The organism is Flaviramulus basaltis (assembly GCF_900114265.1).
In the GTDB taxonomy this organism is placed as follows: Bacteria; Bacteroidota; Bacteroidia; order Flavobacteriales; family Flavobacteriaceae; genus Flaviramulus; species Flaviramulus basaltis.
In genome coordinates, this window is the sequence record NZ_FPKV01000002.1 from 1163801 (window position 1) to 1190387 (window position 26587).

Consider the following 26587-nt stretch of genomic DNA (forward strand, 5'->3'; position numbering starts at 1 on the left):
AAAACTTATTATTATGGCAAATACTCCATCAAATATGCTCCCATTAGAAACTAAAGCTCCAAATTTTAATTTATTTGATACCGTATCTCAAAAAATGTTATCACTTCAAGAAATAAAAGGAGATAAAGGAACTGTAGTCATGTTTATTTGTAATCATTGTCCTTTTGTTATTCACGTTAATTCTAAAGTTGTAGCTTTAGCTAACACTTACTATAAAAAGGGTATTGGTTTTATTGCTATTTCTAGTAATGATGTTGTTAATTACCCTCAAGACTCTCCTGATAAAATGAAACTTCACGCCAAAAAGGAAAACTACCCATTTCCTTATTTATATGATGAAACACAAAAAGTCGCAAAAAACTATGATGCTGCTTGTACACCAGATTTTTACATTTTTGATAAGGGTTTAAAACTAACTTATAGAGGACAATTAGATGATTCTAGACCGGGAAATGGTATTCCTGTAACAGGAAAAGACTTAAAACATGCTTTAGATTGTTTACTTGAAAACAGAGAAAATACGGCAACTCAAAAACCAAGTATTGGCTGCAATATTAAATGGAAAAAATAATTATAAATTTAATTGCCAAAAGCCAACATCAAGCCACTTATTAAACTTAAACCCAACCTCTTTAAAATGAGCAACTTGCTTAAACCCAAATTTCTCATGTAGCTTTACGCTAGCATCATTTGGTAAGGTTAAGCCACCAACAATAACATGATAATTTTGATTTTTTAATTCTGCCAAAAGTTCGGTGTACAATTTTGTTCCTATTTGCTTGCCTTGGGCTTCATGATGCAAATACACTGTGCTTTCAACAGTTTGCTTATATGCAGGTTTTTCTCGCCATTTATTTGCGTAGGCATAACCTAAAATTTTATCATCTTCTTCAAATACAATAAATGGAAATGACTTTGATATGGTGTTTATTTTTTCATTAAAGTCTTCATTTGTAAATGGGACATCATCAAAAGTAACAATAGTATTTAACACATAATAATTATAAATATCAACCAATTGTTGAGCATCTTCGATATGTACATTTCTAATCATGGATAAATATTAAAGCCAATTATTACGTTTTAATAAATTTTCAATATGCGCATAATGGTGGTTACTATGCCATGCATAAATACCAATATTTTTTTTTAACAGAACTTCACTATTTGTCTCTGGATGTATAAAACACTTATTTAAATCATCATCATTTAAAGTTTTAAGTAAGTAAACTAATTTAGCATGAATAGCTTTTAAATGAAGTAACGACATTTCTATTGGAGCGGTTTTAGCATCAAGAAGTTCTGCCCAACGCTCTTCATGATAAGCTTTTATAACAGGCTTATCTTCTGTTAAAGCCCATTTAAAACGATTATAACTGTGATGATGACTATCTGAAAGATGATGAACTACTTGCCTTATGGTCCAACCATTTGACCTATAAACCGTATTTAATTGCTCGTCTGTTAAACCTGAAACTAATTTTTCAAGTCTGTTAGGAAAGTATTCTAAAATAGATATCCAGCTTTCAATATTTTGTTTTGAAATATTACTCGTGCTATTAAATTCTCCAATAGGATATTTAAGTTTTTGTAATTCTTGCTCTGTCATAAGAGCAAATATAAAGAATTGTTATGCAATTTCTAATAAACCGATTTTCACAAAATTCACTGCCTCATAAAGCGTTTTAAAGTGCTTTATTTTTTTATTGAAGAATAATTTTTCTATTGTAGAATTTATGCTCCCAACATTGTTTCCCGAAACTATGCAATACGCTTTGAGAGAATATCTTTGTTTTAAAAACTTGAGCCAATCTGTAGCTACTACAGAATAAGAATTAATCCTATTAGCTATGTAAATAACGTTTTCGCCATTGGAATTAAAGAACAATGTTACATCATCAACTATTAATTTAGTTTGCTCCCAACCAATAGTTTCTCCATGATTTAATTCGGAAATAACAAATTCTTCAAACACATATACGTTACCAAAAGAGTAATTAAACTCCTTAATAACCTCCTTAAAAAAATCTGAATCTTTAACACTTATCATATTACAAAAATAATATAACGTAAGAAAAGTATGAAATATAGTCGACCAACCAATTGAATATTTAGTTATATGGAATTTCAAATAAAAAGCACCTATTTAAAATAGGTGCTTTTTTAATATTATTAGTAATAGATTATTTTTATTTCACATCCATCAACTCTACATCGAAAACTAAAGTAGCATCTGGTGGTATAACACCACCTGCACCTCTACTACCATAACCTAAATGGCTAGGTATAACAAAACGTGCTTTATCTCCTATTTTTAAAAGTTGAATACCTTCATCCCAACCAGAAATCACTTGTCCCATTCCTAATGGAAAATCTATAGGCTCATTACGTTTGTAAGAAGAATCAAAAACAGTTCCATCTGATAATTGCCCTTTATAATGAACAGAAACCGTTTTACCTTTTTCTGCTTTGGCACCATTACCTTCTTGTATAATTTGATAACGTAAACCACTTTCTGTTTTTTTAAAACCAGCTGCAAGCTTATCTAATTCTGCTTCTCCAGTAGCTTTAGCTTCAGCTAATCTTTTTTCTCTTGAACCTTCAAAAGTTCTAAAAGATTCAACAGCATTGAACTTTTCAGCATCTAGACCAACACGAACAATTTCTAAAGTTTCAATTTTATCACCTTGTGCAATAGTGTCAACAACTTCTTGTCCATGTTCCACTTTACCAAAAACAGTATGTTTATTATCTAACCAAGCTGTTTCAATGTGTGTTATAAAAAATTGACTTCCGTTAGTTCCAGGACCTGCGTTTGCCATAGATAATACTCCTGGACCATCGTGTTTTAAATCTGGATGAAATTCATCATCAAATTGATAACCTGGGTTTCCAGATCCTGATCCTTGTGGGCAACCACCTTGAATCATAAAATCTGGTATTACTCTATGAAATTTTAAACCATCATAATAAGGAGTTCCTTGTGGTTTTACCTTGTTTTCTAAGTTCCCTTCAGCTAAAGCTACAAAGTGACCTACTGTTCCAGGTGCTTTTTTGTACTCTAAAGCAACAAGAATTTCTCCTTTTGTTGTGTTAAATTTTGCGTATAATCCGTCTTGCATTGTTCTAATTTTTAAGAAAGTGCAAAGATAAGGAATTGAAAAAGGATTAAGGTAAAATGATTTCTGGTTTTTATTACTAATTATTATAAACTAAAAAAAGCACATTACTAATTAGCCACTTCACTAATAAATTTTATACGATATAAACGAAGTTCTTCATCATCATAGTCCCCATCAAATTCTTCAATTGCTTTATCTATATTATCTGTTTCAGATTCCATAAAATAATCGTGAATTTCTTCTTGCTGATCTTCGTCTAAAATATCATCAATCCAATAATTTATATTCAATTTTGTACCTGAGTAAACTATGGCTTCCATTTCTTTTATGAAATCTCCCATAGACATACCTTTTGAAGATGCAATATCATCTAAAGGTAATTTTCTATCAATATTTTGAATAATATAAAGTTTGTTTGCTGAGTTTATTCCTGTGGATTTAACAACTAAATCGTCTGGACGAATAATGTCATTTTCTTCAACATATTTCGCTATTAAATTAACAAAATCTTTTCCATACTTTTTGGCCTTACCATCTCCAACACCATGAACATTGGCCAATTCTGTTAAGTTAATTGGGTATTTTAAAGACATGTCTTCCAGTGATGGATCTTGAAAAATAACAAATGGTGGAATATCTAACTTTTTAGCATTCTTTTTACGTAAATCCTTTAACATCCCCATTAAAACCTCATCTGCAACAGCACCTCCTCCTTTTGCAGCAGTGATTATAGTTCCATCTTCTTGTTCTCCTTCAAAAATATGATCCTCAGTCATCATGAAAGATTCTGGTTTTTTTATAAAGTTTTCACCTGTTTTGGTTAACTTAATAATACCATAAGTCTCAATATCTTTTTTAAGATAGCCAGCAACTAAAACTTGCCTTAATAGAGCCATCCAATATTTTTTGTCTTTATCTTTTCCTTTACCAAAAAATGGCTGTTCGTTCGTTTTATGAGAATTTATTAAAGCATTTTCTTTTCCAGTAATAACACTTACTAAATCTTTAGATTTATATTTTTCGTTAGTATTCTGTATGGTTTCTAAAAGTAATTCAACATCATCTTGGGCTTCGTGTTTCTTTTTAGGATGACGTACATTATCATCCATATCTCCACCATCTCCTGTTTCATTATCAAATTCTTCACCAAAATAATGTAAGATAAACTTTCTTCTAGATATAGAAGTTTCAGCAAAACCTACAACTTCTTGCAATAAAGCCTGTCCAATTTCTTGTTCTGCAACGGGTTTTCCAGACATGAATTTTTCTAATTTCTCAATATCCTTATAAGCATAATATGCTAAACAGTGTCCTTCGCCTCCATCTCGTCCTGCTCTACCTGTTTCTTGATAGTAGCTTTCAATACTTTTAGGAATATCATGGTGAATTACAAAACGCACATCAGGTTTATCTATTCCCATACCAAATGCTATAGTTGCAACCACAACATCCACATCTTCCATAAGGAATTTATCTTGATGACTTGATCTTGTTTTAGCATCTAAACCAGCATGATATGGCACGGCCTTAACACCATTTACTTGAAGCACTTGCGCTAATTCCTCAACACGTTTTCTACTTAAACAATAAATTATTCCAGATTTTCCATCATTTTGCTTTACAAACCGAATAATATCTGCATCTACATTTTTTGTTTTTGGACGAACTTCGTAATATAAATTAGGCCTGTTAAACGATGCTTTAAAAGTATTTGCACCTGCAATACCAAGATTTTTAATAATATCCTCTTGAACTTTTGGTGTAGCAGTAGCTGTTAGACCAATAATAGGTATATTATCTCCTATGCGCCCTATAATATGGCGTAAATTCCTGTATTCTGGTCTAAAATCATGTCCCCATTCACTAATACAATGCGCCTCATCAATAGCCATAAAAGAAACTTTTACAGATCTTAAAAACTCTACATTTTCCTCCTTAGTCAAGGATTCTGGCGCTACGTAAAGCAACTTAGTAACACCATTTACAATGTCTTCCTTTACTTGCTTTACTTCGGTTTTATTTAAGGATGAGTTAAGTACATGCGCTACACCATCTTCTTTAGAAATACCTCTAATGGCATCTACTTGATTTTTCATTAATGCAATTAAAGGAGAAACAACAATGGCTGTTCCCTCTTGCATTAACGCTGGTAATTGGTAACAGAGCGATTTGCCGCCTCCTGTTGGCATGATTACAAATGTATGATTTCCGGATAAAATGCTTTCTACAACATTTTCTTGAAGACCTTTGAATTTATTAAACCCAAAGTATTTTTTTAGTGCAGCATGTAAGTCACTTTTTGCTATCAACATGAATTATATAAAAATTTATTTTCTTAATTAAAACTCCAACATACATCAAAAAAAACATATCGTTTAATTTAGTAATGCATTTGAAGAACCCTCATATTTTTTTTCGTTAGTTTTGTAACGAAAATCCAAATTACAACAAAATTCAATTTGGCTATCACTAAAGATAACAAAAACTTTAAAAAATCAACTAAAAAATAATAAATTTTGAAAGACAAAAATTCTATTATTAATATAGCTAAGCAAACTATTAAAATGGAAAGCGAAGCTATTTTAAATTTGTCTAACCTTATAAATGATGATTTCGCAGAAGCTGTACAGCTTATTTACAACTCTAAAGGACGTGTAATTATAACAGGAATTGGTAAAAGTGCCATTATTGCAAATAAAATTGTAGCAACACTTAATTCTACAGGTACACCTTCTATTTTTATGCATGCGGCAGATGCTATTCATGGCGATTTAGGACTAATACTTAAAGATGACATCGTAATTTGTATTTCTAAAAGTGGTAACACCCCAGAAATTAAAGTACTTGTTCCTTTAATAAAGAGTGCCAAAAACAAAATGATTGCTATTACTGGAAATAAAGATTCTTTTTTAGGACAACAGGCTAATTATATTTTAAATGCTTTTGTCGAAAAAGAAGCTTGTCCACATAATTTAGCACCTACTACTAGTACAACTGCTCAATTAGTTATTGGTGATGCGCTTGCTATATGTTTATTAGAATTAAGAGGTTTTTCAAGTAATGACTTTGCAAAATATCATCCAGGTGGTGCGTTAGGTAAAAAACTTTATTTACGTGTTCAAGATATTTCTTCAGTTAACGAAAAACCTAAAGTAAACCCAGACACTAGTATAAAAAAGGTTATTGTGGAAATTACCGAAAAAATGCTTGGTGTAACTGCTGTAGTTGAAAATGATAAAATTATTGGTATTATTACCGATGGTGATTTACGTAGAATGTTAACCAAAGTTGATGACTTTTCTAAATTAACAGCTAAAGATATTATGGGAGCAAATCCAAAAAGTATTAATGCAGATGCTATGGCCGTTGACGCTTTAGATGTTATGGAAAAAAATGACATCTCACAGCTTCTAGTTGAAGAAGATGGCAAATATGCGGGAGTAGTTCATTTACACGATTTAATTAAAGAAGGCATAATATAATGGCAAAAAAAGATATTAATGAGATGTCTTTTTTAGATCATCTTGAAGATCTACGATGGCACTTAATCAGAATTTGTATAGCAGTTGTTATAGTTGCTACTCTAGCCTTTATTTTTAGTCGTTTTATTTTTGACAGTATTATTTTTGCGCCATTGCACATGAGTTTTCCAACTTATCATTTTCTATGTGAAACGGCAAATTTTATAGGTCTTGACACCACCTTTTGTGCTGATGAAATGCCAATGATTATACAAAATCGTACTATGGCAGGGCAATTCTCAGCCGATATTTGGACCGCGATTCTTGCTGGTTTTGTTATTTCATTTCCTTATATTATTTATCAATTATGGAAGTTTATTAGTCCTGGATTGCATAGTAGCGAACGTAAACATTCTCGTGGTTTTATAATTATTTCATCACTCTTATTCTTTTTAGGCGTATTGTTTGGCTATTATATTGTAACACCTTTATCGCTTAATTTTTTAGCCAATTACAGCATTTCAGATTTAGTAGATAATCAAATAGATATAAGTTCTTATATAGCACTAGTACGTTCTTCTGCTTTGGCATCTGGATTAATTTTCGAGTTACCAATTATCATTTACTTTTTAACTAAAATAGGATTGGTTACTCCAGAGATATTAAGAAAATATAGAAAGTATGCGTTGGTTATTGTATTAATTCTTTCAGCAATTATTACACCTCCAGATATTGCGAGTCAAGTTATAGTAGCTATCCCTATTTTAATATTATACCAAGTAAGTATTTATATTTCAAAAATTGTGGTAAAAAATCAAAAACGAAAAGAAAAACAACATGTCTGATATAGTTAAAGAATTTAATGACTATCGTGCTAAAATGAACGATAATATTTTAGCTGATAATAATAAAGTGATTAAGCGTATTTTTAATTTAGATACTAACGCTTACGCAGAAGGCGCTTTAGATGTTAAAACCAAAGAACTTTTAGGTTTGGTAGCCTCTGCTGTTTTACGCTGCGACGATTGTGTAAAATACCATTTAGAAACAAGCCATAAAATAGGTTTAAAAAAAGAAGAAGTTGTTGAAGCTTTAAGTATTGCAACTTTGGTTGGTGGTACTATTGTTATTCCACATTTACGTCGTGCTTACGAATTTTGGGATGCTTTAGAAGCCAATAAATAAATAAAATTTACGTTATTGCAATTATGATTTTAAGAGCTGAAAATTTAATGAAGTCCTACAGTGGACGAAAAGTGGTAAAAGATGTTTCTCTTGAAGTAAACCAAGGAGAAATTGTTGGTCTTTTAGGACCAAATGGTGCTGGAAAAACAACCTCTTTTTATATGATTGTTGGCTTAATAAAACCAAATGGTGGTCATATTTATTTAGATAATACCGAAATAACTAAATACCCAATGTACAAACGTGCACAAACAGGTATTGGATATTTAGCTCAAGAAGCTTCCGTATTTAGAAAATTAAGTATAGAAGACAATATTTTAAGCGTACTACAACTCACTAAACTGAGCAAAAAAGAGCAAAACTATAAAATGGAATCGCTTATTGAAGAGTTTGGTTTAGGTCATATTCGTAAAAGTCGTGGCGATTTGTTATCTGGTGGTGAACGTCGTCGTACAGAAATTGCTCGAGCTTTAGCAACCGACCCTAATTTTATTCTTTTAGATGAACCTTTTGCTGGTGTAGACCCTGTTGCTGTTGAAGACATACAACGCATTGTAGCACAACTTACCAAAAAGAATATTGGTATTTTAATTACCGACCATAACGTACAAGAAACACTTGCTATTACCGATAGAACATATTTAATGTTTGAAGGTAGCATCTTAAAAGCTGGTGAACCTGAAGAACTTGCTAATGACGAAATGGTACGAAAAGTGTATTTAGGACAAAACTTTGAGTTACGTAAGAAGAAGATTCGTGATTAGTTTCATTTAACGCTTTTACATCATGAAATTAAATGAAGTATATTTTTATATGATTTTAATTTTATTTCAAATTTTCAGTTTAATAGTTTTAACCTGCTCCGAAGATTTAAAATCGAAAAAACACGTTTTAATTTACCTGAAGATTTCAATTTTCATGATTTCAATAGGTTTTTTAATGGAACTATTTCACTGGAATTATTTATGTCCTTTTGAGTGTATATTTTTCACATCAATACCTTTTGTATTAATAATCATAACGAAAGGAATAACTTCAATTTTCAAATATTTCTTTAAAAAAGACCCATTTCAAGTTTATAAAAATGAGCTATCAGATGGGATTTGGGTAAAAAATAAAGGAAATTTTGAACAGCATAACTTTTATTACAGTTTCTATTCAATTGCAATTTTTCTTTTTCCAATTATAATTTTAACGTTTTTATACATTTCATTTTTTAAAAATGCTTGTTAAAATTATTTTTTAAACTATTTTTCCTGTTCTTTCAACAACTTTTTCTGGTATCGCCCTTGCACAACATCAACAATAACTAAAACAGCAAGCACAAAATAGAACGTTGTTTTACTCATTGGTACAATCTCGTTTCCAAATAGTTTTAAATGCGCTAAGTGACCGCCTTCGGTTACCAACATAATACCAACTATAAACAAAATAAATAACCCAAGTACTTCGTACATTCTGTTTTTTGCTAAGAAAGTAGAAATTTTATCAGCTAGTACTAACATTAACAATCCACTAATTACAATGGCTATTGCCATAATAACAAATGCTGTAACAGAACTTTCTATATCACTAGTTAATCCAATGGCAGCTAAAATAGAATCAAAAGAAAATACCAAATTCATTAATACAATACTTATAATAACTGCGTTAGACGATTTGTTTCTTTTCCCATCTTCCGCTTCAACATCATGAGTTAAATCTTTAATAGAAATCATATGCCAAATTTCTTTAATTGCCGTGTAAATAATAAATCCACCACCTGCTAAAACAATTAAACTGTGTCCATTAAAAGCGAAATGCACAATTTCGTTTATTCCACCTGTTAAAAAAGAAAAAGGTTCTTGAAAAAAATCAATTATAGAAACCAAAACAAAAAGTAAAGCAATTCTTAATCCTATAGCTATTAAAATCCCTACTTTTCTAACTCTTTTTTGATCTGAAACAGGAGCTTTTTTACTTTCTAATGAAATATATAACAGGTTATCAAACCCTAAAACAGCTTGTAATAAAATAAGCATTAAAAGCGTAAAAACATTTTCTAGCATGAGTAAGAATTATTTGGAGGTTAAATTATCTAAAACGGACATAATTATATAAAGTAATATAATTACAGGTATAGCTGCAAATTGTAAAACAATAAGAAATATTATACAAAGTATTATAAAAATATATCGGGTAGCATTGCTTTTAAAACTCCAATCTTTAAACTTCAAAGCAAAGAGCTTAATATTTGAATTTAATAAATAGCAACTTAAAATTGTTAATGCTATTAAAAACCATTTATTAAGAATTATAGCGTTTATAGCATCACTATTTTGAAACTCTAAAATTAATGGTAACGATACAATTAATAAAGTATTTGCTGGTGTTGGCAAACCTTTAAAATACGTTTGTTGATCTTCATCTATATTAAATTTCGCCAATCTATAAGCTGATGCTAATGTTATTGCTAAACCCAAGATAGGCAGCAAAGCAATGTTATCAAAACTTAAAATTGAATTGGAATTCATTTCTATATCACCCCAACTAGAGTGAGCTAAATTAAGAAGTTTATACATTACCATTCCAGGAACTAAACCACTTGTCACCATATCTGCAAGTGAATCTAACTGAACACCCAATGCACTTTGAACATTAAGTTTTCTAGCTGCAAACCCATCAAAAAAATCAAAAAATATGCCCAGAAACACAAAAAATGAAGCCGTAACAAAGTTGTTGTTTACCACAAAAATCACCGCAATACTTCCACAAAGTAAATTTAAAAGTGTTAACGCATTCGGTATAAATTTTTTCATAGTTATTATTTTGATGTTGTAAAAATAGCAAACAATTTTAGTCTGAAGCAATATCTCTTATAATTTCAAGTTTATAGGTTTAAATATTATGTGCATCTTTGTAAAAAAATTGCGATTGAGACCTTACATAACTGCATGCTTCTTTGTTTTATCGGTATCTTTATTTAGTCAAACTGTTAGAAAATATTCTAATGAGTTTATGAATATAGGTGTTGACGCAGCTGCATTGGGTATGAGTAGCGCAGTAACATCGCATACAGCTGATGTAAATTCTGGTTATTGGAATCCTGCTGGTCTTTTAAAACTTGAAGACAACCAAATGGCCTTAATGCACTCTAGCTATTTTGCTAATATTGCTAATTATGATTACGCTGCTTTTGCTATGCCTTTAGATGATAGAAGTGCTGTTGGGATATCATTAATTCGCTTTGCTGTTGATGACATTTTAAACACTACGCAACTTATTGACGAACAAGGAAACATCAATTACGATAGAATTAGTTTATTTTCAACCGCCGATTATGGATTGACATTTTCCTATGCGAGAGCTTTACCCGTACAAGGACTCAATTACGGTGTAAATGCTAAAGTTATACGTAGAATTATTGGAGATTTTGCATCCTCTTGGGGTTTCGGTTTAGATTTAGGAATTCAGTTTGAAACCGAAAATAATTGGAAATTTGGTGTTATGGCACGAGATATTACAACCACATTTAATGCCTGGGCAATTGATGAAGAAGAGTTTGCAACAATAAGTGATGCTGTTGAAGGGCAAAACCAAGAATTACCAGAAAGCACCGAAATCACTATACCAAAACTTCAAATAGGTATTTCAAAATTAGTAGATTTTAATGTTGATTATACGCTACTAACAGCTGTTAATTTAAACGTTCGTTTTGAAGAAAATAACGATATTATATCAACATCTTTTGCAAGTATTAACCCCGCTTTAGGTTTTGAATTTGGATATATAGACATGGTGTATTTACGTGCCGGTATGGGTAATTTTCAAAATGAATTACAAATTGATAATAGTGAGCAATTAAGTTTCCAACCCAGTTTTGGAGTTGGTTTCAAGTACAACGGTATCCAAATTGATTATGCCTTTACCGATATTGGAGACCAAAGTGTTGCGTTATATTCCAATGTGTTTTCATTAAAACTTGATTTTAGTATTTTTAGGTAATATTTTATATATGAAAAAAACGCTACTTTTTTTATTTCTTATTTTATCTGTTGAAGTTGTAATTGCTCAAAACAATATTTTATCTAACCAGGCAGAAATTAGCGTATTAACTATTGGCCCTGGAGAGTCTTTAAACGATTCTTTTGGGCACAGTGCTTTTAGAATTAAAGATCCTTCTCTTGGTATTGACATAACTTACGGTTATGGTGAATACGATTTTGATGCACCAAATTTCTATTTAAAATTTGCCCAAGGGAAACTTAATTATTTAATAAGTAAAACTGATTTCTATAAATTCTATCAGGCATATGTTTATTATAATAGAACGATAAAAGAGCAGGTTTTAAATCTTTCTCAAACTGAAAAACAAAAACTATACGATTATTTAATAAACAATTACAAACCAGAAAATAGAAGATATTTATATGACTTCTTTTTTGACAATTGCGCTACTAAAATTAAAGATGTCGCCAACTTAGCTGTAAATAATTCAATCATTTTTAATAATCCTAATAACTATAAAGAAGCCTCCTTTAGAACATTAATTCAAAATAATTTAAATAAAAATTCTTGGGGAAGTTTGGGTATTGATGTAGCCTTAGGCTCGGTAATTGACAGAAAAGCATCAGCCGAAGACCATATGTTTTTACCTAAAAATATTTATAAATTCTTTGAAACGGCTACTATTAAAGAAAGCAGAAAACCTTTGGTTATAAAAAGTCATGTTTTGTACCAACAAAAGGTGATCTCTAATTCTAACTCGTTTTTAACAAGTCCATTATTTATTTTTGGAATTATTGGGTCGTTTGTTCTTTTTATAACCTTTAAAGACTTTAAACGCAACAAACAAAGCAAATGGTTAGATATTGCTTTATTCACCATTACAGGACTTATAGGCATTCTTATTTTATTCCTTTGGTTTGCAACAGACCATAAAGGCACACATCAAAATTATAATTTATTATGGGCATGTGCTTTGAATGTTTTAGTAATTGGTCAGTTATTCAAGAAAAAAGCAAGTGTTTGGTTTATTAAATACTTAAAGTTTTTAATTATTTTACTTTGCTTATTAACAATGCATTGGATAATTGGTGTTCAAGTATTTGCAATTGGACTAATTCCTTTTTTAATTGCTTTATTTATAAGGTATATTTATTTAATTTCTTATTACAAGAAAACAACTACTGACCTCTAAAGAAAATTACAGTACTGAGTGTTTTTACCAAAATATTAGTATCTAAAAAAAAGCTTCGATGCTTAATATAGTATAAATCATATTGTAGTTTAAGCAAACTATCATCAACAGATGAACCATATCTGGTTTTAACCTGTGCCCAACCTGTTAAACCTGGTTTGATAATATGCCTCGTTTCATAAAAAGGAAGCATTTTCGATAATTCGTTAACAAAAAATGGACGTTCTGGCCTAGGACCAATTAAACTCATTTCTCCTTTTAAAATATTTATGAATTGTGGTATTTCATCTAATCTAGAGTATCTTAAAAACTTACCAAAAGGTGTTATTCTAACATCACCTTTTTCAGCCCAAACTGCACCTGATTTTTCGGCATTTTTAATCATAGTTCGGTATTTAATTATACTAAATACTTTTCCATTTTTACCTACTCTATCTTGTATATAAAGAAGATTACCACGGTTACCGATAACATTTCCTAATAAAACAAAAGGCAATAATAAAGCGCCTATCAAAACTCCTAAAACAGAAATAATTATATCAAAAATACGAAGAAAAAAAAGATATAATTTATTTTGATTACTACGACTAAAAGGAAAGTATTTATAAAAATCTTTACCAACAAACTGAACTGGAATACGCTGTGTCATATCCTCATAAACTTGAGTATATTCCTTTATTGGAAAACCAGCTTCAAGTAATCTTATAAGCGTGTAATAAATCTCTGAAGTAATAGATTCTGAATTATAACTTGCTATAACAATTTCAGATATATTTTCCTTCTCAATAACCTCATCTATTTGGCTAGGTGTATATTCTGTAATTCCATTAAACTTAACAGTTTCAAATTTATTAATTTCACAATTAACAAATCCAATAATTTTATAATTAGGATCCGAATTCCTAAAAGCTTCAACTATGGTTTCAATATTTGAAGTTTCACCAATAATTAAAACCTTTTTGTAAAACCTAGGTGATACTATAAAAGTCATATAAACAATTCGCCAAAGAAATAATGCTATAATCATGGCAAAATAAAAGAAAAGAATTTGCAAACGATTATCTGGCAATACTGGTGTGTAAAAAGGAGTTAATAAGTAAAATAACACCGTTATAGATACTGTAAAAACTATACTTGATGTTATTTTCTCAATTTTACTCGATTTTTGTAAATCATAAAGTTCAAAGACGGTTCCAAAAATTGAAACATATAAAATTAACATAAAAACCCATCTCCAATTCTCCTTAGTTATTGTGAAATAATCAAAATCAGAAATATTACTAACAAAGTATAATGCAATAAGGATTGATAATATATCAAAAATGCGTAATAAAATTTTACGTTCGGATATATTAAAATGAATAGATCTATCTGACATTATTTAGAACTGAATTTGAGAGTGTATAAAGATAACTAGTAAATTTAATTTAGCTAGAAATTATTGAAAGAGTTTAATCCATTGGATTTTAACAATTTCCCAATCAAACTTTTCGACATCTTTTCTTGCTTGTAAAGCGATTTTATTTGTGTTTTCCGGTGAGCTAATAATCTCTTTAACGACGTCAACAAAACCTCTTGAAGAATTTGGCTCAACTAAAACCCCATTATCACCATTTTTAATTAAATAAGGTAAGCCACCCACATTTGTTGAAATAATGGGTAAACCTAATGCCATAGCCTCAATAACACTTACTGGCATATTATCAAAATTAGTTGTGTTTATAAAAATATTATATTTATTAGATAGGTCTATCCATTCTTTTTTTGATAATTTTTCTGTAAAAGTAACATCTAAATTAAGCTGTTTGGCATAAGCTTTTACTTCAATTAAACTGCCATCACCATCCGGACCAACCATACAAAGTTCTGCTTCAATATTTTCATCTTGTAATATTTTTAAAACTTTAACGGCTAATATTGGGTTGTATATTTTTGAAAAAGAACGCACCCATAATAATTTGACTTTATCAAAAGTTCTTTCTTTGTAAGTATAATTTTTGAGTTTAATTATGTTAGGAATGCTAATAAGGTTATTATAGCCTAAATATTCAAATTCAGTTTTTATATATAATGAAGGTGCTATGTTTTTATATGCATATTTAAATATAGCATTTGATAATTTTGGAGAATTCTTCAACCGTTCAGGTAAATTTCCCCCATGAAGTATTGGAATATATTTTAGTCTTAAAATTCTACATAATTGGCTAACAAAATAAGCGTAATAAAAATTTAGTGTACTATAGGTGTCAATCAAAACATAATCTGCATTTTTTCTATGTTTAAAGCACATTTGCATCATGTGTATTAATCTAAAAAGAATGTTTTTTTTATCTGATGCAGTGTATACTTCATGTCCAGTTTCAATAAGTAAAGGCGCTAATATATCTATTGATGATAAATTACCTTTTTTATCATTTTTTGATTTATTACCTATGTATACTATATGCTTCAAATGCTAAATTGATCTAGTTTTAGTTGAATTAATTTTCCTTAAGTTTTTAGATTTATATTGAATATCTAACAAGCATAATCCATAAACAAATGCGGGTGCTGCGATACGCATAGCAGAGTGATTTATAGTTAAAAACCAGAAAAAATAAAATGAATAAAAAAAGATATTAGATTTATTTTTAAACCTAAAAAACAATGGTGTTAATAATAAAATTAACAAAGCTGTTACACCAAACAAACCATGCTCAGATAAAATACGACTCATTTCATTATGAGAGGCAGATAATATCCCTTCTTTCTGTTCTCTTAATTCTTTAATTTTCCCAACTCCAACGCCCAATATCGGATTATTTAAAAACTCATCGATTTCAAAAGAAATCAAATTACCTCTTCCTGTAGATATATCTTCTTTTTCTCTTCCTAATGCATCCTTATTTGCATACCTGTTTTCAATCAAACCGCTAGTTTGAATAGATGAAAATAACCATACTACCAATCCTAAACTTATAAAAACAAAAAACAATCTACTTATTCTAAACTTAGATTTAATATTAACTTTTTTAAAATAGAAATAAATAAAAGCTATTATCATAAATAATGCCGTTATAACGCCTCCTCTACTGAACGTTACAATACCTCTAAAACTCATTGCAGCTAATAGTAATCCATTTATTATTTTAAGAAATAAATTAGGTGAGAGCATAAAAAAGCGCAATGAAAATATAAATACACCCAAACCCAAAACTGTAGATACTTGATTTGGACCAAATCCTCCTGAAGCTGCATAATTAGATCCCGTTCCTGTTATGGTTTCTCTAATATCAGGAGTATATAAAAATAAGTATGCTGTCATGGCTACTAGTGGCAAAGCCATTACTAGCAGCATTCTATGTATATTTTGATAACTTATTTTTCTATTATAACAAAAAATGGATACCATTCCTAAACATATAGGTCCACTTAAATTAAATGCAATATCTGTTCGTAATGTTGTTTGTTCTGTGGCATTAAATCCTGCTACTAAAACACCTGGAATGAGCAGAAAAACATAAAAGATATAAGGTATAGGTTGGTTTTTTTTTCTAATAGTAAAAACACCCATTAAACTAAATAAAATAACTAAATATTTTGATGTTTCATATAAAAAATTCCCTCCAGTCATTCTTAAAAAAACTTCCGAACCCACAACATAGCTACATGCTATTAAAACTTGTATGGTCTTTTCTGATGATTTAGCCTTAAATATTTTATAAGTAAAATAAATACAAATTAATATTAAGTATATTTTTGATAATATGGGAAAAAGATAAATGAGCAACCCAATTAACACATGCAAGACAATAACTTCTATATATTTAGAGTTCTTCAATAGTATTTAACGTAAGTTTTATAAATTTTTATAATGTTTTCTATCTGTACTTTGACAGAATAATTTTCTTTTATGTGTTGATTATAACGTTTTGCAAAAGTATACCTTAACTCCTTACTTTCAATGTATAAAATGATTGCTTCTGCTAATTCTTTTGCAGATGATGAATTTACTATTAATCCATTGAATTGATTCTCTATTAAGTTTTCACACTCTCCAACTTTAGTTGCTATAACTGCTAAATTGGATAATCCATATTCCAATAATGCTAGTGGTAGCCCCTCAGATTTTGAAGATAGTATTCCTATTTCACATTGAGACAAAATATTATAAATATCTAGCTTGCTTTCATATAAAAAAACTGATTTTTTTAAATCTAGTATATCAATTTCATTTTCAATCAATTTAGAATATTCGTCATTAAAATTTTTACCAACGCAATGTAGCGTCCAATCTGAATATTCGGTATGCACTTCTTTAAAAGCTTTAACAAGTGTAATATGATCTTTTTGAGATCTTAAATTTGCTAAACAAACTATGCGTTTATGAGCAACTCCTTTTAAATTTGTCACTTTCAACTGTTTATATGATGCTGCAAAATTTGGCAAAAATGAAACACTCTTAGACTTAAGCTTTTGCTTTGCCCAAACCTCTAAAGATTTGTTCACACTAAAAATATGAGAAAAGTATTTAGAACATATTTTCAAAATAGTATGTTTCCTTTTGTTTAAAAACTCACTATTACCATAATGATCGTGCCAAATAACAATGGTATTTTTATTTAATAACTTTATTAAAGTGGCTAAAAAAAATGAGGTAGAATGTGCATGTATAATTTGTACTTTATTTTTCTTTACGAAGACACTTAATTTTTTTATTGATTTCACATCTAAAGTTCTCTTTTTATCTAAAAATAAATAACTAACATCTTTTAGAATACTTTCTTTTAAAAGCCCTTCTTCTCTGGTAGCACACAAAGCCGAAAATTCAATTTCATTGGATAAAGCATTCGCTATATTTACCGAAACACGCTCTGAACCACCTGCATGTAAAGAATCTATTAATTGTAGAACTCTCATTAGTAATTTAATAATTTATAGATTTCGTTTTCAAAAATATTTAAAGTATAATTTTGAGACCAGTTAGATGCTAATTTAGACATCTCTTTAAGCTTCCCTTCATTACTAAAATATGCAGATATTTTATTTGTGGCTTCATGAAGTTTAGGTTCAATCAAAATACCTCTGTTACCATAATCTAACATAAAGGGAACGCATGAAATTGAAGTAGAAATAGGTATGGCTCCAAAAAACATAGACTCTGCTATGGCTTTAGGCCAACCTTCAGATTTTGATGGTAATATTAAAAAATGTGCTTCTTTTAAAGCGGATTTTATAACATGCTTATCTTTATTCCCTAATAATCTAACTACACTTTCTAATTTATTTTTTATTATATATTGTTTTAATTCTTCTGTTAAGAGGCCTTCACCATAAACATCAAATTTCACATTTTTTTCTTTTTTATGAAGTGCTTCAACAATTTTAATTGCTAATAATGGTCTTTTACCAGCAACCAAACTACCAACAAACACAAATTTTAAAATTTCAGTATAATTTCTAATGTTTGGCTTTTCCTTTTCTTTATCACTAAAAGTTGCAGTAAAAAAAGATTTAATATTTTGTGTTTGATTTTTCCAATTACCATAAACTAAAACTGTCATGTTTTTAGTTAAGTAAGTATTGGATAGTATACGTTTTTGAAACTCATAACTTACTGGTTGTTTTGCCTTTGGATCCCAATTACCTGCGTATTTAGCAGTTTTTAATTTTCTTGGGAAAAATATTTGCACCAAACAACCTAGTAAACCAATATTTCCTGGGCAACGTAAATGTATATGATCTACTTTTTTACAAGCTTTAAAAATGGCTATTAAAATTAAAGGTATTTTAATAAAAGACAAAAATGCTTTTTTGAAACTTGTAAATTCAATTGATGGAATTTCATCAAAATGAATGTTATCGTGTTTATAATCTAAATCAATAATTCCTTTCTTTTCTGAAGTTTTTGGAGCAATAATACTAACCTCATCAACATGCTTTAACCAAATATTCATTTCGCCAACATAAGGCGCATAAGCAGAAATACTATTACCGCTTAATTTATGCTTAACATGAGTGATAATTAAAAATTTCATTTTTTCAATAAATAAAACTCCTTTAATAGTTCTTTAGTTTTTCTTTTTAAATTGTCCTTTTTAAAGGTAAATGCATAACCAATTGGCATTGAGGCAGTTCTCCTATTAAGTTTTGTTTGCAGCTTATCCAAATATTTTAACCATCCAAATAATAATCTTGCTACAAATAGCAAAGAACTTCTAATAATTTTTTTAGAGCTGATATTAACTAAATAATTTGAAAGAACCACAGCAACCATTGAAGCGTTTCCTTCTGTTATTTCTATTTTTAACACCTCGCATTGCGGAAACAAACTTCTCATTCCTGTAAAAGTAAATCTAAAAAAATCATAAGGTTCTGCATGATAAGGAAAGTTTTGAGGTGCCTCAATTTGCAATAACCCTCCTACTTTAGTTACTCTTTGTAATTCTTTACAAAATTCCCATGGATTTATAGTATGTTCTATTACCTGTGCCGCTAAAACAAGATCGAAACAATTATTAGTAAATGGTATAAAATGTCCATCAAAAATATAATCTGGCTTAAATTGATTGTGAACATCGGAAGTAATAACTTCACAGTTAGGAAACATTTTTTTATAATAATCACTTTTTTCACCTACACCAATAACCAACATTTTTGCTTTTAATGGAAGTAATTTAGATATATAACCATACCTCTCATTTATATTAAAATCCTTATTAAGAGAAGGAAGTAATTGACGTCTTATATAATTTTTTAAATTAGATTTATCAAGATGAGCTCTATTTTGAGTAGTCGATTTAGAATCAATGATATCTGTTTCATCAAAAATAGATTCCTTACTAAATAAAACAGGTATACCTTTAACGATAGCTAACTTTGATTGATCTTCAAAGATGTAATGACTATCTGTGATTTCAATTAATTTTGAATGAGAATCTGGATGAATTATATAATTAAACATTATTATTTTTTAGTTTTTAGTACTTTAAACCAACCTACAGTTCTTCCCAATGCTTCACTAAAGGTTTCCTTTTTTTTTGATGCTGTAAATGTATTACTGAATCTAATTATAATTAACAAAACCGTAATAGCATGCCATTTAATTTTTACTTTAAAGGTTGGTTCTGGATTTTTGGTTCTCCATATATAATGGCCATTCTTAACTACCATTTTACCATATTTGTATTTATTGGGTCTTCCAGACTCTTCATGATAATGAGATACCTTTGCTTTTGTATTTAAATACAATTTACCAGTTTTTGCAACACGTAGTGAAAAATCTGCATCTTCATATAATCCATAACCTTCAAAAAAAGTTGAAAATTTATGGTTTTTAAAAACTTCTTTTCTAAAAGAAGAAACACCTCCCATTAATAATTCCACTTCATAAACCTTATTACTTGGAGGTAAAAAACTAACACTCCTTGCGTGAGAAAATAGCGGCAAAAAACCTGGTGGACACCTACTATCTAAACCAAACTTTTTTCTTAATATAAAACGTTTACTATCTTTGCGTTTCCAACCATCAAAATAAAATTCATCTGTTTTTGGTTGATACGCATCACCAACAAACTCAAAACCAGTTTCATTTTCAATATACCCACCAACGCCTAAAGCTTTGGGGTAAATATTATATGTATTTAATAATTGCTCAAAATAATCTGTATTTAATACGGTATCATCATCTAAAAAACAAATAATATCGGTTGTGTTCTGAACCAAGCTTATCCCATAATTACGCTGCTTTGTTAGGCCTGTGTTTATTTCATCAACTTTGAAATACTTTAAATTTTTAAAAAAACTTTCATTTAAAATAGCTTCAGTTTCGTTATTGTTAGAACCATCAATAATTAAAATTTCGTTGGGATAAATTGTTTGTTTTTTCACAGACTGCAACAACTTAATGAGTGGTTTGGACCTCATATAAGTACAGATTATAAGTGTAAATATTCTTTCCATATTAACTATTTAAAAATGCATCATGTATTTTAATGAAATAAGACGGACGCATTAAATGTGTTTCCCAAAGCTTCCTATTACTTTTTTGAAGTTCTTTAAACGCTTCATTAGACTTAGAATTATGAAACGCTACTATTTGCTGTTCTAAAGATTCCTTTTTTCTATCATCTAAAAGAATAATATGTTTTGACCAGTCTATACTATCATTTAATGGCAATCTACAATCGGTATTCAATAAAACAGGAATACGACCTACCGCTAAAGTTTCGTAAAATCGTACCGAAAAATTACCAACGCCCCTACTACAAAATATATAGGCATTATTAAATATATTATTGTAGAACTCTTGGGTTGATTTTTGTTTGTACGCTTCGGTTTGCACACCTGCTCTATAATTATTTCTTAAAATAAAATTGGTTTTTAAAGCTTTTGATAGTTGTAATTTATGTAAATAACCTGCTCGTTTAATGCTAGATGGATAGAATGGTTGTGCATCTGCCAAAATTAAACCCAACCACCTTTTTAATTTGTACTTCAAATGACTTAAAAACTCTTTTAAATATTTTAAAACTCCAGATTTCGCATGCCCAACAAAACCTATACTTAGTTGATTTTCTTGCTCTAAAACTGAAAAACCATTAGACAAATAACTTATATAAGGGTCGTTTACAAAAGAAGGCATTATAAAAGTAGTATCGTTTAATTTACTATCAAACCCGCCTAATCTAAAAGTATAACTATTTTTTATATAGGTTGTAAAACCGTAATCGCTCCCAGTGTAAATCCAAATAGGTTTGTCATGTTTTTTTGCTAATTGAAGTAGACTTTTAAAGGCTTCTCTAAATTTTATAAACTGTGAATAATCTATAGGAAACACCACAATATCACTTTTTTCTACCTCATCAACTAACTTATAATAACTTAATAACTCTGTGTTTTTTAAAAAGTGTAAATCGAAAAGCAAAGGGAACACCTTTTTGCGATATGCTTCAGTTAAAAATTTAGTATCGGTGTAGAGCTTTAGCATTTACTGTATCTTAATTTTTCTAGCGTTTGTATATGAAATCAATCCTCTTTTATTTTTTCTATAAAAAACCCATTCAAAATACAATCTAAAAGCTCTAGCTAACTTAATAAAAGATTTATTAACCTTTATTTTTGGTTCGTTGGTATCAAACTCATTTATTAAAACAGATTGACTGCCTACAATTATAGAAGCAAAAGAATTGTTAGTTATGGCTATTTTAGCTTTAGAATTACAAATTCTAATACCATATTCGGTTTCGCCATAGCGCCCTGAAGTATTTTCAAGATAATAACCATATTCGTTATAAAATTGTCTTTTAGTTATAAAAGGATGGTCGCTATACCTATAATAATTTTGTGTGAAATTCTTAAATGAAAACCTCGGAATTAAAGAAATAGCATCAGTTAACTTAATTAGCTTATTAAACTTGAAATTTGAGGTAAACCTTACTATATGAAACTTTTTACTTTTAAGCAATTCGATACATTCAAATAAAACATTATTAATTTGTGGATTTAACATAAAATCTTCCTGACAATAAATAACATATTCGCCCTTACAAGCTTTAAGTCCTTTATTAATATTTGCTGCCAAACCTTTATTTATATCTGATAAAATTAATGTATCAATCCCATAAGATTGAATTAACTTTATAGTTTCCAGTGCACTTCCATCATCACTTACTACTATTTCACAATTAGCAATATTGGCATCACGAATTGCCTTGATACACTTTACCAAATCTGTTGGTCTGTTGTAATGTGTAATTAGGATACTTATAAGCGGCACTTCTTTCATATATCATAACTTTTTAGCCCAATAAAGGCTGGCATTCCATTTATTTTGAAACTCCTTAAAAAAGTTCGAATAATTAAAAATCGATTCCTTTTTTATCAATCTTAAAAACAAAACTAATTTATAGTTTAAAATTTGCTTTAGAGTATAATGTTTTAAAAAGGTGTACATAATTGTGGGTGAGGGTTTAGGCTGTATCACTTCATCATCCCACAACTGCTTTACTTTGGTTCTAAAACCCCCAAAAGGTGCCTTAAGATGTGTGATTTTAATATCAGGACAATATACAATATCAACTCCTTGATTTCGTAACTGCATACCAAAATCGAAATCTTCACCATATCCAAACTCTAATGCCATATTAAAACATACTTTATTTAAATAATCGGTTTTCACAAAACTGTTTCCCGAACCAAAAATACCTGTTTGGTGAAGTTGATTAAAAAGTAACGTTTCTCCCTGTTGAAGATACGCTGTTGTAATAGCTACAATGCCATATTGTTTAGCTTTATTAAATACCGTCTCCATTAAATTTTCATCAAACATATTATCGTCATCATTTAGAAATACCCATTCACTTTCTATCTGACTAAGGGCTAAGTTTCTAGCATTACAAACACCCGTTTTATGAGTAAATGTATGCTTAATATTAAAAGGCCAGATTTCAGTATTTAAAAAATCTAATTCTGAAACACTTTCAGGTAACGGATTTTGTTCAACAATAATCACGTTTTTTGGAAGCAAGGTTTGATTTGACAAATATTTTAGAACATCATACAAATATTTTTTTCTTCCAATGGTAGGGATAATAACATCTATCTCCATTTTAGCCACCACCTTTTTCGTTGATTGAAGATTGATTTCCTTTATATCTAAATGAAGCCTCTTATAAAAAATGGTCTTAAACACTTGAAACAAAACAATTTTTCTTGCATAGATACCATAACATACTGCAAGTATCCAAACCCAAACCCATTTATAATGCTGCTTTACAAATTTGAAAAGTTCACATTTTGAAGCCTGTTGGTCTTCAACTAAAACAGCAGGTTTTTCTTTAAGTAATTTAGGCTCGGAATAGCAATACAAACCTTGTGGCATTGCTAATTTCGCCATAGAATTTATAAAATAATCAAAATTATCATGCTTTTTAATTTCTTTGGAAACTGAATTTAAAAATTGTGCTGAAACCCCACCAATATTGTCACTCATTAACCAAGTAGGATAAGTCACTTCTCTATTAACATTTACAAATACCGATTGGCTTATATAGCCAATATCTTCTGAAATATAGTATTTCCCGCTAACCGAATAGGAAGCTAATATCCGCTCATGATGAAAAATAGTGCTTATTTCAGATTTGTTAATAAACGCTACATACACTTCATGACACCAAAGTATGAGTTCTTCCGGAAATTTTTTAGCTAAATCGAATAAGGTAACTGTAATAGAGGGTTGTATTGTAAAAGCAATCTCATTAAGCTTATCATCGAGAATTTTTAATGCTACATTATTTTTATGTATTAAATAAATCATTCAATTATAGATTTATAATATCCAATATTGATGTCGGCAATTTTATCTATGTCAAACAATGCTTCTACTTTTTCTCTTGCTGCAATGCCTACTTTTCCAGACATTGATTCATCATTTAAAAGTTCCAGAATACGTTGTGCATAAAAATCTATATCCGTTGGATGTACCAAAAAACCATTAACGCCATTATCAATTAATTCTTGAGCCCAACCTATACTTGTGTTAACAACAGGTTTTTGCAATGCCATACTTTCAATAGTTACCATCCCCAAAGTTTCAGCAAAACTAGGAAATACACATAAATGAGCATTTTTAATATGATTTTTCACTTCGGAATAAGGTATTTTTCCTAAATAATTGACATTCTTTTTAGCTTCGTTTGAAAACAAACTTTTAACCAATGTGTAGGTTGAAGATATTCCCGTTTTTAAATCGGGTGAATCATTTCCTATTAAAATTAATTGTGCTTCAGGGTTTGATTCTATTACTTTATTGAATATTTCTGCCAGTTCTAAAACGCCTTTTTTTCTTATGATGGTTCCTATATAAATTATGGTTGTTCTATTGTAAATTAAAGGTGTTTCGTTTTTAAAATCCTTTAATTGTAGTCCATAATGAATGGTTTTTATTTTCTTCTTATTTAAACCGAAAATTTTTTGCGTTTCTATACCAGCAAAGGCGGTTGGTGCGATATAAGCCGATGCGTTTTTTAATGCCCATTTTTCAAACAAAAAATTTTTAAATTTTTGTTTGCGCTTATCTAGTTTGCAAAAGTAAGCATCGCTCCCATGAAACCTAATAATTAATGGTACTTTAAAACGCATAAACGCAGTAATACCTGTCCAATCTGGTGCTTCAACAGCATCAATACTTTCTGAAACAATATATGAGTTTAGGTATTTTTCAATGTATTTACGATGCCAAAACCAACCCATAAACTTATAGCTTCTTTTTTTTATAAGATGAATTTTTACTTTGTCTTCATTAAAAACTGCATCTTCTTTTTGAGCATAAACAAAAACCGATGCTTTTACTCCCTTCTCTGATAATGCAACTACTAAGTTTTTAATACTCGTTGCAATACCCGCAGCATGTGTAACTCGTTTATGTGGATATTCAGAAGTTAGAAAAGCAATGTGCATATGGAATTGGTTTATAAATGAAACTAACTTTCTGATGCTAAAACTTTTGTGCCAGTTTCCATTTTAGAGATTATTTTTTTTGCTAATTTTTGAAATGGCACTTCAATTAAATTATAACTTATTTTTGAAATAATGATTGAAATGAATAAAATTAACAACAACCTAGTAACGTAATTGATTAAATAATTATCAAAAAAATCCATTAGATGATATTTTGCTAACCAAGAAATAACTATAAAATGGAAAATATACATACTATAACTGATTTTTCCAATGTATCTAATTAAAGTAATGTTAAAAAAACTGAATTTACCCTTGCTTAAAAGCACACCAAAAACAACGAAAATAATTCCAAAAATAATATGATTTAAGTATAAAAAATCCAGAGCCGATCCTATTTGCAATGGTAATAAAGCCAATGACGATAATAGGGTTTTATTTGATACTTGATTAATACTTTTAGAATCTTGGATTAAGAAAAACATTATAATTCCTAAAGCAAAAATAGGTAGTTGACACGGAAAATAATAAAATAAATACTCGTTCCACAAAAAATCCGAAGTCATTAGTTGATAATAGCTTAATATTTCTTGAAAAATTAACTTAAAAATTAATGATATATTTAAAAACACAAAAGCATCATTAATAGTCTTTATGCGAAAAAATAAAAAAGGAAAAATCAAATAAAACATCATTTCTACAGCAATTGACCAACCACCAGGCACTAAGGTGTTTGTCCAATACGGACTAAAGCCATGTAAAAATAGCATATTTGAAATTTTGTTGTACATAGAAATAAAAGGCTGACTACCTAACCAGTACTTGGCTCCTAAACTTTCATGAAACATATAATATAATATGGCTAAATAATATACTGGAGCTATTCTAAAAAACCTTCTAATAAAGAAATTCCTAGTAGGCTTGTTTTCTACCGAACTTCTATTCTTATAAGACCTGAATAAAGTAAAAGCACTAGCAATAAAAAAAAGTTGTACGCCTCTGGAACCTAAACTTAAAAAAACTGCAACGGCATGCGGTATTTTCACAAACCCCTGTTGAGCCGTATGGTGCATTATTACCATGATAATAGCAAGCCCTCTAATAGCATCAATGTAATTTAGTTTTTCTAATTTGGTTATACTCATAATTGTATTGCGCCTTATACTATTTGAAAAACAGGAATTGATTTAGGTGAAAAAATC

At 29.4% G+C, this 26587-nt stretch carries 26 protein-coding genes; 7 read left to right on the forward strand and 19 right to left on the reverse strand.

The genetic code is table 11. The annotated features are described in order from the left end of the window. The first annotated feature begins 13 nt into the window (after positions 1-13). Positions 14-571 (forward strand): thioredoxin family protein, encoded by a 558-nt coding sequence (locus tag BT151_RS11725; RefSeq protein ID WP_072402360.1) that lies wholly within the window; start codon positions 14-16, stop codon positions 569-571. Here the strand turns inward: BT151_RS11725 and BT151_RS11730 are convergent, their stop codons facing one another. From BT151_RS11730 to BT151_RS11750, 5 genes are all read right to left on the reverse strand, one after another. Then, positions 572-1054 carry a GNAT family N-acetyltransferase gene (locus BT151_RS11730; protein WP_072402362.1) on the reverse strand — a complete coding sequence of 161 codons (483 nt, stop codon included), beginning with the start codon at positions 1052-1054 and terminating at the stop codon, positions 572-574. It abuts the gene before it with no gap. A gap of 9 nt (positions 1055-1063) precedes the next feature. After that, positions 1064-1609, reverse strand: coding sequence for a YfiT family bacillithiol transferase (locus BT151_RS11735; RefSeq protein ID WP_072402363.1), 546 nt, complete (start codon positions 1607-1609; stop codon positions 1064-1066). A 21-nt stretch (positions 1610-1630) separates the two neighbouring features. Next, positions 1631-2050, reverse strand: coding sequence for a hypothetical protein (locus BT151_RS11740; protein WP_072402365.1), 420 nt, complete (start codon positions 2048-2050; stop codon positions 1631-1633). Between the two features lie 139 nt (positions 2051-2189). Next, positions 2190-3122, reverse strand: a complete 933-nt coding sequence (locus BT151_RS11745; protein WP_072402367.1) for a peptidylprolyl isomerase — start codon at positions 3120-3122, stop codon at positions 2190-2192. 107 nt (positions 3123-3229) lie between these two features. Then, on the reverse strand, positions 3230-5434 hold the full coding sequence (locus BT151_RS11750; RefSeq protein ID WP_072402370.1) for a RecQ family ATP-dependent DNA helicase: 2205 nt from the start codon (positions 5432-5434) through the stop codon (positions 3230-3232). Between the two features lie 252 nt (positions 5435-5686). Between BT151_RS11750 and BT151_RS11755 the strand changes: the two genes are divergently transcribed. The 4 genes from BT151_RS11755 to lptB are packed head-to-tail and all read left to right on the forward strand — an operon-like array spanning position 5687 to position 8532. Beyond that, positions 5687-6604 carry a KpsF/GutQ family sugar-phosphate isomerase gene (locus BT151_RS11755; protein ID WP_394333407.1) on the forward strand — a complete coding sequence of 306 codons (918 nt, stop codon included), beginning with the start codon at positions 5687-5689 and terminating at the stop codon, positions 6602-6604. Next, positions 6604-7428, forward strand: coding sequence for a twin-arginine translocase subunit TatC (gene tatC / locus BT151_RS11760; protein ID WP_072402374.1), 825 nt, complete (start codon positions 6604-6606; stop codon positions 7426-7428). Before BT151_RS11755 ends, tatC begins: the two co-directional genes overlap by 1 nt. Then, complete coding sequence (locus tag BT151_RS11765; RefSeq protein ID WP_072402376.1) at positions 7421-7768, forward strand: carboxymuconolactone decarboxylase family protein; 348 nt, start codon at positions 7421-7423, stop codon at positions 7766-7768. The genes tatC and BT151_RS11765 overlap by 8 nt, the downstream gene beginning before the upstream one ends. 23 nt (positions 7769-7791) lie before the next feature. Further along, on the forward strand, positions 7792-8532 hold the full coding sequence (gene lptB, locus BT151_RS11770; protein WP_072402378.1) for an LPS export ABC transporter ATP-binding protein: 741 nt from the start codon (positions 7792-7794) through the stop codon (positions 8530-8532). Positions 8533-9015: 483 nt separating this feature from the next. On the opposite strand, the gene BT151_RS11780 is transcribed toward lptB, so the two are convergent. After that, positions 9016-9816: a TerC family protein gene (locus BT151_RS11780; RefSeq protein WP_072402382.1), complete on the reverse strand. Its 801-nt coding sequence runs from the start codon at positions 9814-9816 to the stop codon at positions 9016-9018. Between the two features lie 9 nt (positions 9817-9825). Continuing rightward, positions 9826-10566: a CDP-alcohol phosphatidyltransferase family protein gene (locus BT151_RS11785; RefSeq protein ID WP_072402384.1), complete on the reverse strand. Its 741-nt coding sequence runs from the start codon at positions 10564-10566 to the stop codon at positions 9826-9828. A 115-nt stretch (positions 10567-10681) separates the two neighbouring features. On the opposite strand from BT151_RS11785, the gene BT151_RS11790 reads away from it, so the two are divergent. Next, complete coding sequence (locus BT151_RS11790) at positions 10682-11752, forward strand: putative type IX sorting system protein PorV2 (protein WP_449401674.1); 1071 nt, start codon at positions 10682-10684, stop codon at positions 11750-11752. A 10-nt stretch (positions 11753-11762) separates the two neighbouring features. After that, positions 11763-12947, forward strand: a complete 1185-nt coding sequence (locus tag BT151_RS11795; RefSeq protein WP_072402654.1) for a lipoprotein N-acyltransferase Lnb domain-containing protein — start codon at positions 11763-11765, stop codon at positions 12945-12947. Here BT151_RS11795 and BT151_RS11800 read toward each other — a convergent pair. The 12 genes from BT151_RS11800 to BT151_RS11855 are packed head-to-tail and all read right to left on the reverse strand — an operon-like array spanning position 12934 to position 26530. Continuing rightward, complete coding sequence (locus tag BT151_RS11800; RefSeq protein ID WP_072402388.1) at positions 12934-14325, reverse strand: exopolysaccharide biosynthesis polyprenyl glycosylphosphotransferase; 1392 nt, start codon at positions 14323-14325, stop codon at positions 12934-12936. The genes BT151_RS11795 and BT151_RS11800 overlap by 14 nt on opposite strands. A 60-nt stretch (positions 14326-14385) precedes the next feature. After that, positions 14386-15399 carry a glycosyltransferase family 4 protein gene (locus tag BT151_RS11805; RefSeq protein WP_072402390.1) on the reverse strand — a complete coding sequence of 338 codons (1014 nt, stop codon included), beginning with the start codon at positions 15397-15399 and terminating at the stop codon, positions 14386-14388. Positions 15400-15402: 3 nt separating this feature from the next. Further along, the gene (locus BT151_RS11810) at positions 15403-16767 is read right to left on the reverse strand and encodes an O-antigen ligase family protein (protein WP_072402392.1); all 1365 of its coding nucleotides are present in this window, start codon (positions 16765-16767) and stop codon (positions 15403-15405) included. After that, positions 16764-17846, reverse strand: a complete 1083-nt coding sequence (locus BT151_RS11815) for a glycosyltransferase (RefSeq protein ID WP_072402394.1) — start codon at positions 17844-17846, stop codon at positions 16764-16766. The genes BT151_RS11810 and BT151_RS11815 overlap by 4 nt, the downstream gene beginning before the upstream one ends. Beyond that, a complete protein-coding gene (locus BT151_RS11820) occupies positions 17846-18964 on the reverse strand; it encodes a glycosyltransferase family 4 protein (protein ID WP_072402396.1) in 1119 nt (372 codons plus the stop codon). The genes BT151_RS11815 and BT151_RS11820 overlap by 1 nt, the downstream gene beginning before the upstream one ends. Then, positions 18961-19890 carry a methyltransferase domain-containing protein gene (locus BT151_RS11825; RefSeq protein ID WP_072402398.1) on the reverse strand — a complete coding sequence of 310 codons (930 nt, stop codon included), beginning with the start codon at positions 19888-19890 and terminating at the stop codon, positions 18961-18963. The genes BT151_RS11820 and BT151_RS11825 overlap by 4 nt, the downstream gene beginning before the upstream one ends. Positions 19891-19892: 2 nt before the next feature. After that, positions 19893-20888: a glycosyltransferase family 2 protein gene (locus tag BT151_RS11830; protein WP_072402400.1), complete on the reverse strand. Its 996-nt coding sequence runs from the start codon at positions 20886-20888 to the stop codon at positions 19893-19895. Position 20889: 1 nt separating this feature from the next. After that, positions 20890-21915 (reverse strand): hypothetical protein, encoded by a 1026-nt coding sequence (locus BT151_RS11835; protein WP_072402402.1) that lies wholly within the window; start codon positions 21913-21915, stop codon positions 20890-20892. Beyond that, the gene (locus BT151_RS11840; protein WP_072402404.1) at positions 21916-22713 is read right to left on the reverse strand and encodes a glycosyltransferase family 2 protein; all 798 of its coding nucleotides are present in this window, start codon (positions 22711-22713) and stop codon (positions 21916-21918) included. Positions 22714-22716: 3 nt separating this feature from the next. Next, positions 22717-24243 carry a glycosyltransferase family 2 protein gene (locus BT151_RS11845; protein WP_072402406.1) on the reverse strand — a complete coding sequence of 509 codons (1527 nt, stop codon included), beginning with the start codon at positions 24241-24243 and terminating at the stop codon, positions 22717-22719. Continuing rightward, positions 24240-25385 carry a glycosyltransferase family 4 protein gene (locus BT151_RS11850; protein ID WP_072402408.1) on the reverse strand — a complete coding sequence of 382 codons (1146 nt, stop codon included), beginning with the start codon at positions 25383-25385 and terminating at the stop codon, positions 24240-24242. Before BT151_RS11850 ends, BT151_RS11845 begins: the two co-directional genes overlap by 4 nt. Before the next feature lie 23 nt (positions 25386-25408). Then, positions 25409-26530, reverse strand: coding sequence for an acyltransferase family protein (locus tag BT151_RS11855; protein ID WP_072402410.1), 1122 nt, complete (start codon positions 26528-26530; stop codon positions 25409-25411). Positions 26531-26587: the final 57 nt, after the last annotated feature.

Coding starts and splice junctions, on each gene's coding strand:
- BT151_RS11725 (WP_072402360.1), top strand. CDS start 14: ATGGCAAATACTCCATCAAATATGCTCCCATTAGAAACTAAAGCTCCA.
- BT151_RS11785 (WP_072402384.1), bottom strand. CDS start 10,566: ATGAAAAAATTTATACCGAATGCGTTAACACTTTTAAATTTACTTTGT.
- BT151_RS11825 (WP_072402398.1), bottom strand. CDS start 19,890: ATGTTTAATTATATAATTCATCCAGATTCTCATTCAAAATTAATTGAA.
- BT151_RS11850 (WP_072402408.1), bottom strand. CDS start 25,385: ATGCACATTGCTTTTCTAACTTCTGAATATCCACATAAACGAGTTACA.
- BT151_RS11840 (WP_072402404.1), bottom strand. CDS start 22,713: ATGAAAGAAGTGCCGCTTATAAGTATCCTAATTACACATTACAACAGA.
- BT151_RS11795 (WP_072402654.1), top strand. CDS start 11,763: ATGAAAAAAACGCTACTTTTTTTATTTCTTATTTTATCTGTTGAAGTT.
- tatC (WP_072402374.1), top strand. CDS start 6,604: ATGGCAAAAAAAGATATTAATGAGATGTCTTTTTTAGATCATCTTGAA.
- BT151_RS11820 (WP_072402396.1), bottom strand. CDS start 18,964: ATGAAATTTTTAATTATCACTCATGTTAAGCATAAATTAAGCGGTAAT.
- lptB (WP_072402378.1), top strand. CDS start 7,792: ATGATTTTAAGAGCTGAAAATTTAATGAAGTCCTACAGTGGACGAAAA.
- BT151_RS11755 (WP_394333407.1), top strand. CDS start 5,687: ATGGAAAGCGAAGCTATTTTAAATTTGTCTAACCTTATAAATGATGAT.
- BT151_RS11800 (WP_072402388.1), bottom strand. CDS start 14,325: ATGTCAGATAGATCTATTCATTTTAATATATCCGAACGTAAAATTTTA.
- BT151_RS11780 (WP_072402382.1), bottom strand. CDS start 9,816: ATGCTAGAAAATGTTTTTACGCTTTTAATGCTTATTTTATTACAAGCT.
- BT151_RS11745 (WP_072402367.1), bottom strand. CDS start 3,122: ATGCAAGACGGATTATACGCAAAATTTAACACAACAAAAGGAGAAATT.
- BT151_RS11815 (WP_072402394.1), bottom strand. CDS start 17,846: ATGAGAGTTCTACAATTAATAGATTCTTTACATGCAGGTGGTTCAGAG.
- BT151_RS11835 (WP_072402402.1), bottom strand. CDS start 21,915: ATGCTAAAGCTCTACACCGATACTAAATTTTTAACTGAAGCATATCGC.
- BT151_RS11730 (WP_072402362.1), bottom strand. CDS start 1,054: ATGATTAGAAATGTACATATCGAAGATGCTCAACAATTGGTTGATATT.
- BT151_RS11765 (WP_072402376.1), top strand. CDS start 7,421: ATGTCTGATATAGTTAAAGAATTTAATGACTATCGTGCTAAAATGAAC.
- BT151_RS11830 (WP_072402400.1), bottom strand. CDS start 20,888: ATGGAAAGAATATTTACACTTATAATCTGTACTTATATGAGGTCCAAA.
- BT151_RS11845 (WP_072402406.1), bottom strand. CDS start 24,243: ATGATTTATTTAATACATAAAAATAATGTAGCATTAAAAATTCTCGAT.
- BT151_RS11735 (WP_072402363.1), bottom strand. CDS start 1,609: ATGACAGAGCAAGAATTACAAAAACTTAAATATCCTATTGGAGAATTT.
- BT151_RS11740 (WP_072402365.1), bottom strand. CDS start 2,050: ATGATAAGTGTTAAAGATTCAGATTTTTTTAAGGAGGTTATTAAGGAG.
- BT151_RS11750 (WP_072402370.1), bottom strand. CDS start 5,434: ATGTTGATAGCAAAAAGTGACTTACATGCTGCACTAAAAAAATACTTT.
- BT151_RS11855 (WP_072402410.1), bottom strand. CDS start 26,530: ATGAGTATAACCAAATTAGAAAAACTAAATTACATTGATGCTATTAGA.